At 46.0% G+C, this 17,114-nt stretch carries 17 protein-coding genes; 6 read left to right on the forward strand and 11 right to left on the reverse strand.

Translation table 11 applies throughout. From position 1 onward, the window contains the following. Positions 1-85: 85 nt before the first annotated feature. Positions 86-3,391 carry a carboxypeptidase-like regulatory domain-containing protein gene (locus GCE9029_RS12105; protein WP_157487810.1) on the forward strand — a complete coding sequence of 1,102 codons (3,306 nt, stop codon included), beginning with the start codon at positions 86-88 and terminating at the stop codon, positions 3,389-3,391. 203 nt (positions 3,392-3,594) lie between these two features. Here the strand turns inward: GCE9029_RS12105 and GCE9029_RS26530 are convergent, their stop codons facing one another. Beyond that, positions 3,595-3,855, reverse strand: a complete 261-nt coding sequence (locus GCE9029_RS26530) for a hypothetical protein (RefSeq protein WP_062663510.1) — start codon at positions 3,853-3,855, stop codon at positions 3,595-3,597. Between GCE9029_RS26530 and GCE9029_RS12115 the strand changes: the two genes are divergently transcribed. Both GCE9029_RS12115 and GCE9029_RS12120 read left to right on the forward strand, forming a co-directional pair. Then, positions 3,854-5,134 (forward strand): O-antigen ligase family protein, encoded by a 1,281-nt coding sequence (locus GCE9029_RS12115; protein WP_062663511.1) that lies wholly within the window; start codon positions 3,854-3,856, stop codon positions 5,132-5,134. The two genes, GCE9029_RS26530 and GCE9029_RS12115, sit on opposite strands and share 2 nt — an antisense overlap. Positions 5,135-5,378: 244 nt before the next feature. Next, positions 5,379-5,927, forward strand: a complete 549-nt coding sequence (locus GCE9029_RS12120; RefSeq protein WP_062663512.1) for a ricin-type beta-trefoil lectin domain protein — start codon at positions 5,379-5,381, stop codon at positions 5,925-5,927. 46 nt (positions 5,928-5,973) lie between these two features. On the opposite strand, the gene GCE9029_RS12125 is transcribed toward GCE9029_RS12120, so the two are convergent. Continuing rightward, positions 5,974-6,609 (reverse strand): DUF1826 domain-containing protein, encoded by a 636-nt coding sequence (locus GCE9029_RS12125; protein WP_062663513.1) that lies wholly within the window; start codon positions 6,607-6,609, stop codon positions 5,974-5,976. A gap of 298 nt (positions 6,610-6,907) precedes the next feature. Between GCE9029_RS12125 and GCE9029_RS12130 the strand changes: the two genes are divergently transcribed. Beyond that, positions 6,908-7,294, forward strand: a complete 387-nt coding sequence (locus GCE9029_RS12130; protein ID WP_062663514.1) for a DUF2306 domain-containing protein — start codon at positions 6,908-6,910, stop codon at positions 7,292-7,294. Between the two features lie 54 nt (positions 7,295-7,348). On the opposite strand, the gene GCE9029_RS12135 is transcribed toward GCE9029_RS12130, so the two are convergent. Next, positions 7,349-7,639, reverse strand: a complete 291-nt coding sequence (locus tag GCE9029_RS12135) for a putative quinol monooxygenase (protein WP_062663515.1) — start codon at positions 7,637-7,639, stop codon at positions 7,349-7,351. 21 nt (positions 7,640-7,660) lie between these two features. After that, positions 7,661-8,686 (reverse strand): zinc-binding alcohol dehydrogenase family protein, encoded by a 1,026-nt coding sequence (locus GCE9029_RS12140; RefSeq protein ID WP_062663516.1) that lies wholly within the window; start codon positions 8,684-8,686, stop codon positions 7,661-7,663. 113 nt (positions 8,687-8,799) lie between these two features. On the opposite strand from GCE9029_RS12140, the gene GCE9029_RS12145 reads away from it, so the two are divergent. Then, positions 8,800-9,744 (forward strand): LysR family transcriptional regulator, encoded by a 945-nt coding sequence (locus GCE9029_RS12145; protein ID WP_062663517.1) that lies wholly within the window; start codon positions 8,800-8,802, stop codon positions 9,742-9,744. Positions 9,745-9,773: 29 nt separating this feature from the next. Here GCE9029_RS12145 and GCE9029_RS12150 read toward each other — a convergent pair whose 3' ends face one another. From GCE9029_RS12150 to GCE9029_RS12180, 7 genes are all read right to left on the reverse strand, one after another. Beyond that, a complete protein-coding gene (locus tag GCE9029_RS12150) occupies positions 9,774-10,502 on the reverse strand; it encodes a MipA/OmpV family protein (RefSeq protein WP_062663518.1) in 729 nt (242 codons plus the stop codon). Between the two features lie 61 nt (positions 10,503-10,563). After that, entirely contained in the window at positions 10,564-11,946 is a 1,383-nt protein-coding gene (locus GCE9029_RS12155) for a methyl-accepting chemotaxis protein (RefSeq protein WP_062663519.1), read from the reverse strand. Positions 11,947-11,950: 4 nt separating this feature from the next. After that, on the reverse strand, positions 11,951-13,093 hold the full coding sequence (locus tag GCE9029_RS12160; protein WP_062663520.1) for an ABC transporter substrate-binding protein: 1,143 nt from the start codon (positions 13,091-13,093) through the stop codon (positions 11,951-11,953). A 97-nt stretch (positions 13,094-13,190) separates the two neighbouring features. Further along, positions 13,191-13,685: a GNAT family N-acetyltransferase gene (locus GCE9029_RS12165; protein WP_062663521.1), complete on the reverse strand. Its 495-nt coding sequence runs from the start codon at positions 13,683-13,685 to the stop codon at positions 13,191-13,193. Between the two features lie 33 nt (positions 13,686-13,718). Next, a complete protein-coding gene (locus GCE9029_RS12170) occupies positions 13,719-13,916 on the reverse strand; it encodes a hypothetical protein (RefSeq protein WP_062663522.1) in 198 nt (65 codons plus the stop codon). 312 nt (positions 13,917-14,228) lie between these two features. Continuing rightward, on the reverse strand, positions 14,229-14,747 hold the full coding sequence (locus tag GCE9029_RS12175) for a lipocalin family protein (RefSeq protein ID WP_062663523.1): 519 nt from the start codon (positions 14,745-14,747) through the stop codon (positions 14,229-14,231). Between the two features lie 69 nt (positions 14,748-14,816). After that, a complete protein-coding gene (locus tag GCE9029_RS12180) occupies positions 14,817-15,452 on the reverse strand; it encodes an SGNH/GDSL hydrolase family protein (RefSeq protein ID WP_062663524.1) in 636 nt (211 codons plus the stop codon). A gap of 293 nt (positions 15,453-15,745) precedes the next feature. Here GCE9029_RS12180 and GCE9029_RS12185 point away from each other — a divergent pair, with 293 nt between their 5' ends. Next, a complete protein-coding gene (locus tag GCE9029_RS12185) occupies positions 15,746-17,077 on the forward strand; it encodes a glycine cleavage T C-terminal barrel domain-containing protein (RefSeq protein ID WP_062663525.1) in 1,332 nt (443 codons plus the stop codon). The last annotated feature ends 37 nt before the right edge of the window (positions 17,078-17,114 follow it).

The raw sequence follows: 17,114 nt of genomic DNA on the forward strand, positions 1-17,114 counted from the left end.
TTCGTCTTTAGTCGATTAAGTTTTTTAGGTTATCCCGTTTTATAGGGATAAAAAAGGCATCAATCACTAACGAAAAGAGAGCATTATGAACGGAAAAAGGACATATTATTACGTTTACATGCTGATGTTTTCCCTATTCCTGGCTGCGTGTAATGGAAGCGGTGAAGGGGGAAGCTCTGCTGGTTCAAGTAGTACTGGTAGTTTGACATTAGCTTTAATGGATGAAACTAACGAATATCAATTTCAACCATCTGGCGCTGTTTCACAGGCGAGCTACAGCCATACAAATTCAAGTAGTCAAAATACGCTAAGTTATACAGAGACTTATTCGACAGAGTTTACTAGCACAAGTAACACTACTTCGGAGCCTACATTAGACTTGGAAGCCGATACTTTTCTTGTTCAAGGTATCGGCCCAAATGGAGAATCTTTCGATATTGAGGCGAATAGTCGAGGTGCTCAGGTAATTGATGGTCTTGTAGTTGGTAGCTGGCAAATTACCGTTATCGCAAAAGATAAAAATGGTGTTGAGTTCGCTCGCGGGCAGCAATCAGTCAGAGTTCAGCCTTCAGAAACAGTAACCTCTATCGTTGAACTTACTATGGAAGAGGGAAATGGCACGCTAGATTTCGAGGTTTTATGGCCTAAAGATATCGCGCTATCTCCGAATTCATCTATTGGAATCAAAGATAGTGAAGGTAATGATGTACCAGTCCTATCTGTTGAGCAGTTGGAGTTTGACGATAACTATTGGCTGCTCAAAAGCAAACTCGATAGTAGCATTGAATCTGGTTATTACTCTCTGGTGTTTACCGTTCATGATGGGAGCCAAGGCAATGAAAATGCGCACTTAGCGACTGGATTTGCAGAAACTATTCGTATAGTAGCGAACGAAGTCACGACGGTAAGAAAAACCTTGGAAGGTGTCAAAGGTATTGGTTCAATCGATATAAATGTTGAGCTTGATGTTAAAGATTCCCTACCCATCGAGATAATCAAACCTGAGAGCTACCCAAAAGCATTTACTTTTGACTCGGCGACAGAATTTACAATTGACGCTAATGTTCCTTCTACGGATAGTGCCTACGGTAAGATAATCAAATCATGGTATATCAACGGATACCTTGTTGGTATTGGGCCTACTTTTACGTTTGATGCAGCTACTTCACCGCTACCTTCTACTTATAACGGAAAGTATATATCTGGGAACTATCGCCTTGATGTTGTTGCTTTCACTCTAACGGGTGACCGTAGCGGATCTGCTAGTTATGATTTTGAAGTAACCGGCTCTCAGATTGCACTGAACAATGCAGGTTCATTGAAAGGCCGTGTTTACTACACAACAGGCAATAGTTATATCAATGATTACACATTGACCTTAACTGGCTCTGAAGGCGTATCCAACATTTATGATGCACAAAGTCTGGGGGCGAGAGATTCTGGCGAGTTCAATTTAGAAAACATTCCATCTGGCGATTATACACTCACAATCACCCGCGATGGCTACTTCCCTTACTCCAAGGCCATTACTATCGATAGCAGTCGTGTATACAACGCAGAAGTGATTCGTCTGGCCTACGGCTACGTAAATACCGTGAGTGGAACCTCGGGTGGTACCTTTATTAGCGGCATTGATTGGAATAATCGTCAGGCAACCTTCGAATTTCCAGAAGACGCTTTTGAACTAGAAGATGGTACCGAATATACAGGCTCCGTCAGAGTTCGCCATACTTCTGTTACACCTTCAGACTCTTCATTCCTTGATACTTTCCCCGGCGGATTTACCGGTATTACAACTGGTATAGACGGGGAGCCTGAAGAAGTCGATATCATTTCTTTCGGCGTTGTCGCTGCCACTCTTACAACCGCAGACAATCGCAAAGTTGTGTTGAGAAATGGAAAAAAAGCAACTGTCAGTATTGCTGTAGCTAACCCAGAAACCGCTCCGGCGACGATCCCTTTGTGGCACCTGAATGAAGAAGGAAATTGGGTAGAAGAGGGAGAAGCTGTCTTAATAGACGGGAAGTATGTAGGAGAGGTGTCTCACTTTAGCTGGTGGAATTTTGATTACCCTTGTGGAGTTACTGATTCGGGTCGTTGTCCTTGGATTCGTGCTGATTTTAATGTAGTTGATACGCAAGGTAATCCAGCCCCATATGCCAATATTATCTTAAAAGGTGAAGGCAATTTTGGCTTTGGCAAATCCGTAGTCACTGACCATTTAGGGCGAATCACCACCAAGTTACCCTTTTCCCCTACGGCAACAAGAGAACAGTGGGAATCGATTTCATACCTTATTTCAGCGGAGCAGAATCAGCCAAATCTTGATGCTGGGGAAATTCTTCGCAGTGAACCAACATCAATGCAGTTTTTTCTTGATCATACCGAGGGAGTGGCAGGTTATGGTAAGCCATACAGCAGAACGCTGGTGCTTGATGGAAGCCAGGCATATCTAACTGTTCAAGCTCAAGTTGATCGTCAATGGAGAGGTGTTGAACACAACGGTGCTGCCGTTAAGGTTCGTCAGCCTGAAAATGATGCGGCTAACGCAGAAGTTGATATAAAAGTCTCAAACTTAGGTGAACAGGAACTAACTGTTAGCGATATTTCAGTCGTCGATACAGATGGTATTCCAGCTACTAACTGGGAAGTATCACCAACGAGTTTGACTGGACTAGGCTTCTACGCCCACCAAAACTTTACAGTCACTTACTCTGGGCAAAACTGGGCGCAAGAGAAAGCGAAGGTAGTCCTGGAAAGTAATGATGCTGGTGGAGAATTCCACATTCCATTGGTAACAGTCGACCGTTCAACGCTTTTTGTTCAGGATACGTTAGAGTTTGACACGCTCAATACTTATGACGGTCAAATGGGTTACTGTTTGGAAGTTATCGATCCTTACGCCGACCCTTATGCTGATGGCAACCGAGAAGAGACGCCTTGCATACACTCTACTTGGAGTGAACGCTATCCGGTGTTTACCGGCACCAAAACGCGTGCATATTTTGCGTTTGACCTAAGCACGATTCCACAAGGCGCCGTTATTACCAGCGCAAAGCTTGTACATAACTCTTGGAACTATGCTGATGCAAATATTTTCCTCGGCGACCAGTCTGAAACGTTAACTGTTGAAGATGTCGCGTCACGCTTCGCCTCCCCCTGTAAAACTGGGAACGATGACTGCTTACTTGCTGTCATTCCAGCACGGGTTAATGGGGGCAGTAGCCCAGAAGGCGAACTTAATCAAAACGGGCTAAATGCACTTAACAATGCAGTGCTCAATGGCAGTGTGCTAAAACTCTTGGCCATGAATGATGATTTGGACTCATTTGATTGGAATTCAAGCTTATACCTTGACCAACTCAAATTAGAAGTTGAGTTCGCGCATTAAGCTAAGTGTTAAATGGGGGCAGTTTGCCCCCTTTTTTTGGGGCTATTTTACGTGAAAGAGATGAGCCATAGTAAAGTATGGTTAACTATAATTCCTGTATGCTTGGCAATAACTTCCGTATTGCACAGTAGTAATTTTATGTATAGCCATGATGTACCTAAGTGGCTAGTCATAGATATACTAATTTCATTTTTTATAGTTCTTCATGCGAGAAAATTAGAAATTCCGTTGACAGTGCCAGTGATTGTATTTTTGGCAATGTCGTATTTCATGCTGACATCTCTAATATGGGTGTCGAATTTATCCTCAGCTCTGGGTTTTATTCTAAGATTTATAGCTTTTGGAGTGTTTTTAATGTTAATTCGGGAGGAGTATTCATTTGATGAGAGAGTCGGTTTATTGACTATGTCTTCTGTGCTCTCTGGGATTGTTTTCTCTTCTGCATACTTCATTGAGAGATACATGGATGTTCCTACTAGTAATGGTGCATTTACTCCGATAGGATTTACTAACAATGCCGGTCATGTTTTTAATATTTGGATACCAGTTATTTTAATATTCATATTAAATATAAAAGTCAAATTCCTTTATCGTATTTTGGCAACTTTAGCAATCATTTCAATACTCTATATACTAAAACTCTCAGATATCAGGGCAACGGTTATAGGGCTAATGCTTGGGTTTATTCTGTACTTGTTGCTTTTACTAATTTTAGAAAAGAAGAAAAGCAAAAGGACTCTAGTTCACTCCATAGGATTTTTTATCGTTCTTAGTGGTCTGTATTTAGGTATGCAAACAGATCTCATTACAGGAAAAAAATCTACCTCAGTCAATATGATGGCTTCGTTGGAGCAAGTTGTAAAAACGCCTTCTGCCGCCTATCAGCCTAGAATGACGATGCTTATGAACAGTATTGATATGACCAAAGACAATCCTTTTGGAGTAGGGGTAAATCAGTTCGAATACTTTCATCCTTTCTATGCGAAGATCGGGGATGAAGAGGCATCTGTATATGTTGATGAAAGGACAATATTAAAGACACCTCACAATTTCTTTGCGAAGATATCGACGGAGTTGGGATGGTTTGGATTAATCTCTATAATTCTATTGTATTTTTATTTGACTATAAATGTTATAAAAACCGTACTTAAAGAAAGATGTTACTGGTTAGTCATTCCTTTTTCTGCCTTTTTGTTTCATTCGCTTCTAAGCCAAGTATATCTCTCGCCACTGAGTTATATTTTCGGGGCTGTTTTATTTTCAACTATATCTTGTAGGAGCGGTCTGGTATGTGGGCGTTTATTAACTATTAAAAAGACTTTCCTCTATGCATTCTTTTTTGTTCCTAGTTTAAGTATTGCCTCCAGCGTATCAGATTACTATCACTATAAAGGGGTTTCCTCACGGGATATATCACTTGTCGCTAAATCCGTTGATATTAATCCTGGCAATCATAAAGCCTGGTTAGATCTTTCGAGACTATACTTTGATATTTCTCAGGATGTTAATTCAGCTAAAGAAGCTGCTGAAAAATCGATGAATTTAAATCCGGCACATGTTTTTGGTCGTTATCATCTTAGTAGAATGTATTTCCTAAATGGACAATGCGTTGATTCAGTCAGTAACTTAAGTTGGCTTTTGTCCTATCACCCTAAGTATAAAGATGCTAAAAAGCTGATGGAAAAGGCGATGGAATGTAGGGGTTCTCAAATTATGAATGTGATTGGAAGAAGCCATATATGAAATCTACCTCTTGATATAAATTAAGCATTATCAGAACGCTTTTAAAAGGTGTATGAAGACTATTCTGACTAGCTTAATTACGACCATATGGTCTTGAATAATCTCGCATGGTAGAGCCCGTTCTTTTCGAACATTTACATATCTTTACCAGCAAAAAGCCAAAAGCCTGTGACAATTAATATTGCTGGCTTCGTCAGAAGTTTTTAGTCAGAAGGCTAACCAACACGTGTAGAAAGGAATAGACATGCACAAGAAACAGATCACCTTACTCAGCGCACTGCTGGCATTTTGTGGCTTTGCCCAAGCTGAAGCGCCCACAGTTCCGAACCCTGGACCTTACATCGTTCTGAGCCAGAATTTAGACGAGCCAAACGGTTATGGGTTTTGCATTGATACCTTGGGTCGGGGTAAAAGCGACCTTGTGCAAACCCACACCTGTAAACCAGAAAAAGAAGGGGTACCAAGAGATTATCAAGACAATGACGCGCGCTTTAGCTATGACAAAGAAAGCGGTCAGGTGAAGTCTTGGGCATTCGAGGGTCATTGTATGCAGGTTCTGATGGCAGACGGATGGAATGTGTTTGCACTTCTGGAGTGCAGCGATCATCCGCGTCAGCAATTTGTTTTTAACAGCGGTGACCGCACGCTTCGACTTAATGAAGATCAGTCACTCTGTGTGATCGTGGATTCAAAGACGCAACCAGCAGGCCCATGGGTAAAGCGTCCGCTAAAATTGGAAAATTGTGAGAAAACTGAAGCGTCTCTGAAGCAATGGACGGTAAAAGGGGAATAAGAGGACTATTTGAAAAAGCCCGGTAACTCGGGCTTTTTGCTATCAGTTAAGATAGCCAATCCAGACTGAGCAGCAATCTTGGGGCACTTCCGGGAGCGGGAGAGCGATGAACAATACCTCGGCCTTCATTGCCGACCCAGGCTTCACCTTTCAATATCGCCACGGCCCCGGTTGGGATTTCTTTGATACCAGAAGGGGCGACAGATTGCTCTGGTAATTGCCCCGGTGAGCTAGAGCGCTCAACGTCATTCTCATCAATCCATTCCGTACCACGACCAGAGTATGTGACCAGCAATCTCGCTGGGACACGGTCGATATGGAAACGCGGACACATGGTTGTATCCAACACCTGCAGGCGAACGCCTAATGCGTCGGGCTCAAAAAGGCATCGATACATTTCGATCACATCTTCCACATCCGCTAACCAGCTTTCTATGCCTTTGAGTTCCAAAGCCCATTTAGGCAGAAGTTCCCAGATAGACAGCGAATTTTCGAGTGTGACAAAGCGATTGTATTTTCCTACACGTGCAGCGAACTGGTCGGCAAACTCTCTGCAATCTTGCGAAAGCTCGCGTTGCCAGACGGTAAGATTCACGTCTTCCCGGAATATTTCGGTCAGGCATTCTGGGTGGGTATTCTGAACCGTCACTGGCCGGGTTGCTGTTTCGATTTCCGCTATCATGGACAGTCTCCAAGTTATTCTTTACTTGAAATGTTATAACATAACAAAAGTCTAGCTGCGACTGTTTAGCGGCGGCTACCTAAAACCCATTCCGCACGCGATATAGCAATTTCTGTCCTGTCCACAGTCCGATTTGTTGATAGCTTGAATCTTCGGCAGGTCTGATTGAGAGGTCACTCGCTATGCATCCTCTTACTTCTGAAGCCAACTCTGGCTTTTGATACCTTCGCCGAAAGCTTGAAAGTAGCTCGCTATCTGCGTGTTTCTGGAGAGATGATCTGAAGGGGAACAAGAGAACATGGAAAGTTTGGGGCTGATTTATTTTCATCTGGTAACGGCAGTGCTGTCATTTTTGCTGGGAACCTATTTATTTGCCCGCAGAAAAGGGAGTCCTCTTCATAAGCGGCTTGGTAAGATATATATGCTGCTCATGATAGCGACCGCTATCTCAACACTATTTATCCCAGCGCAAGTGGGGCCTCAGGTGTTCTACCACTTTGGCTATATTCATATTCTCAGTATTGTCACCCTTTACACCGTGCCTGAATCCTTAATGGCGATTAGAAGGGGTAATGTGAAAAAACATCAGCAAGGCATGGTGATTTTGTATGTGTTGGCGCTTCTGGTAGCGGGAGCATTGGCGTTTACACCAGGAAGATTACTGCATACTTGGGTATTTGCTTAGTTGCACTTAGCGATTAAAAAGGGCTGCTTCGCAGCCCTTTTCTGTTTTTAGTGATTAACCAATCACTGTCATTTCATTGACTGTAAAGGTCTCTACCGCACCATCTGTGGCTTCCAGGTAATCTGCCAAGTGTTGGTTACCCATGTGTGTTTGCCACAGCTCGCGGTTTTCCCAGTTTTCATAGAACAGGAAGTGCGCTGGGTTTTCATTGTCCTGATGCAGGTCGTAGTTGATGCAGCCTTCTTCAGCGCGAGTGATTTCAATCAGCTTCAGAAGCTCAGCTTTAACCAGCTCGATTTTGTCTTCTTTGGCGATAATGTTGGCAACAATCGTTAATTTACTCATGACTTCTTTCCTAATTATTTTTTATTGGAATCCTTCCAGCACGATTTTGCCAATGGCAGTGCCGGATTCGAGCTCTTCGTGCGCCTTACGCAGGTTCGCTGCGTTGATGGCTCCAAGGTTTTTGCCCGCAGTGGTTTGAATACGGCCGAGGTCAACAAGCTCTGCTACATGGTTTAGCAGATCGCTTTGTTTTTGCATGTCTTTTGCGTTAAACATGGAACGCGCAAACATAAATTCGAGGTGTAACGTCAGGCTCTTGTTCTTCAACTGCATCACATTGATATGGCTCGGGTCATCAATCATCGCGATGTGGCCGAAAGGAGCGAGCAATTCTGTGTAGGTTTCAAAGTATGACTCTGTGGCGTTCAGGCTGGCAATATGAGTGACCGCGCCCACACCTAGTGCTTCGATTTGTGGCTGCAGTGCTTCTCTGTGGTCAACCACATAGTCAGCGCCAAGATTTCTCACCCACTCCTGCGAGCTTTCGCGGGAAGCTGTGCCAATCACCGTTGCGCCAGTAAGTTGTTTCGCCAATTGCACAAGAATAGAACCAACCCCACCAGCCGCACCAACAACCAGCAATACCTCTTCTGATTTCTCAGATTGGTTAGCTGTTTGCGGCAGTGCCAGATGATGAAACAACAACTCATAGGCAGTGATGGTCGTGAGTGGCAATGCTGCCGCTTCGGCGTCGGTCAGGCTTTTCGGTTTATGGCCAACAATGCGCTCATCCACCAATTGGTATTCGGCGTTACTGCCTTGTCGCAGCAAATCACCGGCATAATAAACCTTGTCGCCAACCTTGAAGTTTGAGACTTCCTCACCGACTGCGACGACTTCACCTACCGCATCCCAACCGATGACTTTATGACCACCGTTTTCGGGAGCGACATTTTGTCGAATTTTGTAATCCACAGGGTTAACAGCAATCGCACCGACTTTAACCAGCAAATCGCGACCAGCAGCAATAGGTTGAGGCAGCTCGATATCAATCAGAGATTCTGCATCAGAGATGGGGAGGCTTTTTGCGTATCCAATGGCTTTCATTTTAATTCTCCGAATGTGTTTTTGTTTTGATGGGGAAAGATTAGGGGTTGGAGAGTTAATGATAAACAGCGTAATATTAAATTTATTATCAAAATAAATTTGAGAATGAGACTATGCAGATTAACGATCTTCAGATTGTGCTTAAGGTGGCAGAGTTTCGCAGTATTACGGCTGCTGCCACGCATCTTGACATGCAAACGGCAACGGCCAGCGCCGCCGTAAAGCGGGTGGAGCATGAACTAGGTGTCGAATTGTTTGTTCGTACAACACGTAGTCTTCGCCTTTCCAGTGCGGGTGAGCGATACCTTCCGCAATGTGAACAAGCTCTCCAGATGCTGGAGCAAGCAAACCGCAACATGAAAGATGAACTGGATATCATCGACGGTGAATTGCGTCTTGCTGTGTCATCAGATCTAGGGCGAAACGTTGTCCTGCCTTGGTTGGATGAATTTATAGATGCGCACCCTGGGGTGACCCTTCGTACTAACATCAGCGACAGCAATGTGGATTTTTATCGGGATGCTATAGATATCGCACTACGATATGGCTCGCCAGGGGAGAGTAACGTGTATGGCTTCAAAATCTGTCACGTACCAAGACTGCTTTGCGCGGCGCCCGAATACATTGAAAAATATGGCGTGCCATCACATCCCCAGGACATGACAGAACACAATGCGCTGCTGTTTCAATTGAGTGACATGCTGCATGATGTCTGGGAGTTTGATGGTGGTGATTGTAAACAGAAGGTTCGGGTCAGTGGAAACCGCGCATCAAACGATGCAGATTTGGTGCGCCGCTGGTGTGTTGCTGGGAAGGGTATTGCGGCGAAGTCCTCGTTGGATATGGCAGCAGACTTGATGGCGGGCAGGGTAGTGAATCTGATGAGAGAGACACCACCTGTCAGTACTGAATTATGGTTGGTCTTCCCCAGTCGTCAGTCCATCACTCCCGCAGCAAGGCTGCTGCGGGATATGCTCCGGGAAAAGTGTACTGCACTACTGACAGGGCTGATGGAAGAGGGTGTGTTGAGCGCCGATGATCTTGCTCCATCAGTGTAATAAGCCTGTCTAGGGGCTGTCTACAGCCCCTAAAACTTGTAGACAGCCCCAAGGCTGAACTCCCAACCCAAATCGTTTTGTACAAGGGGGCTGTCGCTATCATGGTGCTCAAGTGCAACTTCAGAAATGGCCAGCCAGTTTTCAGAAAGATCGTAAAGGGCGATAACACCGCCTTTGTAAACCCAGGTTTCGTCAGCGCTGAATTCAGCCAAGCCAGAGGCAGAAGACTCCTGGGCTGAGATGGAATACAGATGCTGGGAAAGCTTCTCGTCGCGATAATTCACTTCCACGTAAGGTGACAAGACAAAGTCAGCGATGGGCGTGTCGAACGCTCGGCCAAGATGAAGTTGGATTTCGTAGCCATTGTGCTCGTTGGTGACATCATGAAGATAGGTGAGGCGGGCACCGACAGTGCCGATAGTCACGCCAAGCTCGCCGTTGCCATCGCGGTTATTTATCCCTGAGGGAATGTCGTCAAAATCGTCAGAAACTTCTGCAAAGCGCAGGTTACCGGAAAGGCCAATAAACGGGATGGGGTTGTAAGTGAACAAGCTGCCATCAATAAAGCCATGTTCACTGTTGTAAAACAGGTATGGCTCTGCCCCTGCCTTTGTGCCTTGATTTGAAAAGACCGATTCCCCAACAGTCACTCCGGCACCGACAAAACCAAAATCCTTGTATTTATCCTGTGCTAAAGCTGGCGTCGCGATGACAGACAGCAATAGAGGGGACAGGATTGATATGACGCTTTTTCTCATTACAGCTCTCCTTTCTATAAAAAAGAAGAACTGAAATGGGGGAAGTTTCTTTCAACAGCCCCTAGCTTTGCCGGTTACCTTTGATGAGATCTTCGATGGTCTCAGTCACTTGTTTGAGTTTTAGGCTTTGCTCTTTGTAACTCATCGAAACTTCCGAGGTTTCATTGGCAATCTGGTGGTTGTTGTTGACGATTCCTGTCATGGACTCCATGGCAGAATTCACCTGAATGAGGCCTTTCATTTGCTGGTTGAACGCCTGACTAAAGGAATCAATTTCCTGCGCCAGCCCTTCAATTTTGTTGGAGATATTCGAAAAACTGACCTGGGTTTGCTCCGAAAGCGCCTTACTTTCCTTCACCCGTAACTCTGTGTCTTGCACTATCTGGCCAACAGTGACCATCGAGTCTTTCAGCAGCTTATCGATATCTTGCGATGCCTGACCCGACATTAAGGCCAACTGGCCTACTTCCTGAGCCACAACGGCGAACCCGCGTCCGTGCTCACCTGCACGCTCGGCTTCTATAGAAGCATTGAGCGACAGCAGCTTGGTTTGGAAAACAATGTCATGAATGACCTTGGTGTAGTCGGAGATCTTTCTGATGATCTCGTTTATCTCCTGCAATTGCTTGTTGGAGTTTTCAATCAGCACGACCGAATGCGCCATTTTGTCCATGTTCTTGCTACCGTCAGAGCTGAGCGCTAACGTGCCTTTGGACACATCCAGACAGGTCAGGACGTTCTCATTGGTGCGCTCCACCATCTCCCGGATTTCAGACATGGCAGATACGTTGGAATCCAGCGCGCTTCGCTGTTTCTCAACCCCATTGGCAATGTCTTTGGCGCCTTGTAGAACAAGCTGGGAATTCTCCTGAGCAGCTTCAGATACATAGGCGAGGTCTTTGGTGATTGAAATGAGCGGCTTAGAAAGTCGCATTGAAACGAAGTAGATGATCAGGCAAAGCAGAACGATGATGCTGACAAAGCAAAACAGCACCACTTGCAGATTCCTTTGCAATGCCGCCGTTGAGGCCTTTTCGTTGTAGGTAATATTCAGCACACCGAGCAAAGTACCATCAGGAGAGAGGATTTCTTCCGAATACTTCAATGCCCCTTCATTGGTTTCCTTGGGGGCAGTTTCTGTGTAAGGCACCCCAAGGCTGTCCATAAACTGGATATGGTCAATATCCTGATCTTTCATTCCAACCTGAACAAACTCCTCCAACGCCGACAAGTCATAATTCATGATGTATGTCTTGCTGGATTGATTCAGAAAGTTGGCCAATGACTGAACCTTCCCTTTTTGTATTTGGGAAAGCTCTTGCGCAGTCATGTGGTGGAAGAACACAGCCGCCAAAACCAGCAATGCGGTGATACTCCCGATTAAGGGAACAAGAATCCGGTACTTAAGCGACAACCCTTTAAAAAACGACATCCACTTATTCATGGCTTCACTTCATACTGTTGACTGGAATCGCTTTGCCATTCTCGATTTTCGTCAGGTATACATCGTCCAGGCCCTGTCTATCAGACTTACTGAAGTTCACGTTAAGACCGCCAAAGTTCTTGTTGCTGATGTTCTCCATCGCACTGACAAAATTTGAACGGGTGAGTGATTGACCAGCCTGCTGTAAGGCTTCAACAATCACCATGGCATTCAAATAGCCTTCCAGTTGGGTGTAGTAAGGGCTATCAACACCTTGGGCGGCGAGATCTTTTTTGAAGTCTTCAATAATGCGAAGGTCACTTTCATCTGGGTTAGGCATGACCTGAGATATATAACTGCCGTTGCCATCAGCACCCAGTTCTGCAATCAGCTTTTTAGTGCCCACAAAAGAGATATTGGCGAACTTAGCGTCAAAGCCTTTCTGATTCGCCAGTTTGATGAAAGCACCACAGGCTTTATAGGCGCCGACTAAAATCACGGCATCCGGATTTTTGCTCATGATGCTGTTCAGCCCTTGCTCGACATCCAAGGTATTCCGGGTATATCTGCCTTCCGCATGGATTTTGAGACCGCGTTTTCTGAGCGCGCGCTGCACGCCCGCTTTACCTGCTGCGCCATAGCCGTCGTCCTGAATAAACACGGCAATTTTCTTGTATCCCAAATCATTGATGAAATGGTTAACCAGCTTTTCGGTTTCATTGAAGTAGCTGGCGCGGATATTAAAAATATTTGGATTCGCAGGGGTGCGGAGAAACTCTGCGCCGGTGAAAGGGCCGATATAAGGGACTTTTGCGCGGTTCACTTCGGGAACGACAGCTTTTGAAGTGGGTGTGCCAACGAAGCTGACGAGGGCAAAGACTTTGTCAGTGTAAATCAGCCTCTTGGCATTCTTGGCTGCGCGATCCGGCTCGTAACCATCATCAAGGGAAATGACCTTGATCTGCCTGCCATGAACGCCGCCTTGCTGGTTAATTTTCTCAAAGTAGGCGAGGGTACCCGCTTTCACCCCAGTGCCTAAACCCGAGGCTGGGCCGGAAAGGGCATTACTCATGCCTAATGTTATGGTGGTGTCAGTGACGCCGACTTCAGCAAAAACGGTATATGGTAGCGCGAGAAAGGACACCAATATCCAGCGTAAGAATTTCATCACAAAGTCCCTTACTAACTATTTGGTTATTAGTGAGTATAGGAAACATAGCCAATGTTTCATTATTGAGATTTTATGATGTCGAAATCAGCGCTGGTTACAGGCAGGGATATTCGTAAAGCGCGGCATCGAAGCCTTCGATTTCCCGCCGGTCAATAAAATAAAAACCGAACGATTCGTAGAAATTACGAAGCCTCGGTCTGTCACCGTGGCAATCACAGCGCAGCCACTGTCTCCCCTCTGATTTAACTAGGTCCACCATAGCCTGTAAAACGCGATGACCAATACCGCGGGTGATAAAGGCGTCGCCAATCACTAGTTTGTGAAAAAACAAAGAGTCATCAGCAGTGATTTGAGGCCAGAAAAGAGCATCTCTTTCGAGGATGAAGACACCGCCGATGATCTGGTCTTCTTCTTTGACCAGATACAGGCTGTCATCGCCGTATGCTTTTTGTAGTGCAGACACCGAGACCTCTTCACGCTCCCAAAGAGGGATCCCCGCGCCTTCGAGTCTTTCAATGGCTTCGAAAAGAAACCCTTCAATTGTTCGCCAATCGTCAGGATGGGTAGATTTTGTCAGTGATATCGGCATAGATCTCAGTGTTCTGCGACCGCGGCGTTGAGTTTAGACCTCTGACGTTTCAGACAGGGATTTTTTCAGCGAGCGGGCTTTGTTAAGTTCAATTTTATAGGCAGCCAATAGGGTGGAAAGATCACTCACTTTCACCGTGCAGTTGCCCTCGTTGTCCATCGAGTTTATAGCGTCGTTGTTAAGTCTGGCGAGTGCATCACGCGTCGCCGGAGTATCGGTTGTAATAGGCATTGTTATTGACTTTTTTGTTATTAATGTTGGGCTATTTAATCAGAAAGCGACTCAAGGAAACAATCTGGTTTTGAAACGGATTGTTTCAGTCAATCGAAGTGTAGCGCTTGGTGCCATAGGCGGCAGAGTTGGCGCAAAAATTAACCAGAAAATTAGACTTGTCACCCAATTGTAATGAAATTAGCCGCTTAAAGTTACTCAAAGCGGCCATTCATTAAATAGTTTGAATGTCATTTCAAGCGCGGAAAGCACGTGTTACTTGCTTTCTAAGAGGACTGAAGTTTTGCGATCAACTTCGAATAATTTAGACGCCTACTCGCTGTGGGTAGGGTAAATCAGGGCTTCAGTATCAAAGCCTCGGGATTTGGCAGCTTCGATGAATTTCTGCATTACCTCTTCCGAAACCTCTGGTGTTCTCGCTAGCAACCATAGGTAATCTGTATTGAAGCCTGAGACGAAGGCATAGTCGTAGTTTTCACCTAATCCAAACACCACGTAAGACGAGTAAAAAGGGCCAAAGAAGGAGACTTTCAAATGAGCGACATCACGTTCACCGACAAAGTAGGCTCGGCCTAACGCTTCACTCCATTCTTTGTCTTCATCCTTGTAACCGCGGTTAATAACGTTTATCCCGCCATCTTCGCGTGGTGTGTACTCTGCGGAAACCGAAGAAAGACCGCGTTCGAAGGAGTGATCGAGTCTTGCGATCTCGTACCATTTTCCAAGATAGCGTTGTTCGTCAAATCCGGTGACAGGCTCAACACCTTCAGGAACGGATTGGCAGGCAGTCAGGCCAAAAAGGGAGGCTGCAATCAAAAGCGCTTTAAACATAAATCGTGTCTTCTTTTTATTTGTTGGAGTAATTGTTTTTAGTACGGTGCCAAACACCTTGTAGCTCATTTAACGAAGAATTTTCGTCAGTGCATCAGCCAATGCCGCATGACCTGCTTCATCAAGATGGAGGCCATCAATAGGTGATGCCTCACAGACGGTGGCTGCTTCGAAGAAACTGCAGCCTTCTTCCTCTGCCACTGCACGGAAAAAGCTCGCAAGCTCAAGAGACTTCTTTCGACCATCACGAAAACCTGAAGCCCAGTTGTTGGCGTCATTCATTGGTGCAGGCGAAACAATCAAAATACGTGGTGTTGGATGGCCTGCGTTGTCGCACTCTTTGACCTGGCCAATCAGTTTGCGAATGCCTTCTGCAATCCAGGCGGGCTCGGAAGGGAACTGGGATTTCAAATCATTGGTACCGAGTGTGATCATCACGTAATCCAGTGGGCGGTGTGTGAGCAGCAGCATGGGCAGAGCGGCACTTCCATCGCGGTAAGGCTTCATTGGGTCATTCCACACTGTGGTGCGCCCGTTGAGACCCTCCTCAATAATCACAAAACGGTCTTTGGGGCCGTCGTCTTTGCCAATGTTGAGCGCGAGTTGTAGGCGTGAAGTCCAGCGAATGCCCTCGCCCCAGCGCGAGCCATTTGAAGGGTTGTAACCCCAAGTATTTGAATCACCAAAACATAAAATCCGTGGCATGGAGGTATCCCTTTTTCTCAAGTGCTTCCATTTTACGATGATTAGCGGAATTCGTCGTCAATTGACTGCGATGGATTGACGCTTTTCATTTTTACCGTGTCGCGTGTTGAATGGCTCGGATGTTTAAAACGGCTCAATTTAGGCAGCAGGGATGAGGCCTATCCACTATCGGTTCAAGAAAGCGCTTCTAATCAGAGCGCGAAGCACCCAAGCAAGGGACGAAGCGGGATCTGCAATAAGGGATGTCAGAGTCTTAGGTAGATAGGGTTCCGAATACAAGGAGGTCAGATGCAATGAATGAAAAAACACCCATGCAGAAGCGAGCCGCCGAAGCCAGGCACACAACCTCTGTTGATCAATCTAATCGACGAGTGCCGATCAATCTCAGGCAGTCGGGTCCCACACCGGTCGAACTACTGATCTCTACACGGGTGAGAAAATCTCCCTATTGGCATCTCTCTTACGAATCTGACTGCTGGCAGGCCACGATTTATAACCGCATGTATCACCCCCGGGCTCATATTCCTAAAGAACAAGGCGGCGTGATGGCGGAGTATGATGCGCTGGTCAACCATGTGGCGATGTGGAATGTTGCGGTTGAGCGCCAGATTCAGGTGAAAGGGCCGGATGCTGAAAAGTTCGTCGACTTCGTTATCACTCGCCCTGCCAATATCATCAAGCCCATGCGCGGAAAGTACGTGATCTTGTGTAACGAAGAAGGCGGGATCATGAATGACCCTGTGCTTTTGCGTATTGCGGAAGATGAATTCTGGTTTTCGATTTCAGACAGTGACATCGAATTTTGGCTGCGTGGCGTGAACATCGGCAAAGGCTTTGATGTCACCATTGCGGAAATTGATGTCTGTCCGGTACAAATCCAAGGGCCGAAATCCGAAGCGCTGATGACGGATCTGTTTGGCTCAGCAGTTAGTGATATTCCCTTTTATGGTTTGATGGAAGGTACGCTCAATGGGGCTAACGTGATTATCTCCCAGACCGGATTCAGCGGCGAAAAGGGCTACGAAATCTACTGCTTGGAAGCGACGTTGAACGCGGAAAAAGTCTGGTATGGCGTGCTGGAAGCAGGTGAAAAACATAATCTGAAAGTGACCGCAGTCGCTCATCACCGCCGCATTGCCGCTGGCATTCTTTCCTGGGGGCAGGATGTTGATCAGGAAGTTTCTCCTTTTCAATGTAACCTCGCCTATCAAGTGCCGAAAGATAAAGAAGGCGACTACATAGGCAAGGCGGCACTTGAGAAAGCCAGGGTACAAATTGAAGCCGGAGCATCTCCGTATCCCCTTGGTATGGTTGGGATTGTCTTTGGTGGCGAGCCAGTGATCGATTACGCCAACGATTTTTGGCTGATTTATGGCGAAGAGGGTGATGATGCAGTCGGCTACGTGACATCTCCTTGGTACAGCCCAGAACTGGAAACCAACATCGCGCTTTGCCATGTACCCTGGAATGGACGGGATGTCGGTACCAAATACAGGGTGGCGTTGCCAACGGAATTTGGCGGAGAGGTTGTCGAAGCCGAGGTTGTCAGTATACCCTTCCGGCCTTCCGTGAATCCTAACTCCCGGGAAGTAGAGAAATCGCGTACCAGTGCGCCTGTTTCCTGACCTATTTGCTGGCGGTGCAAAGCGCCGCCACTTTCTG

It is taken from the genome of Grimontia celer, from assembly GCF_900055185.1.
Lineage (GTDB): Bacteria > Pseudomonadota > Gammaproteobacteria > Enterobacterales > Vibrionaceae > Enterovibrio > Enterovibrio celer.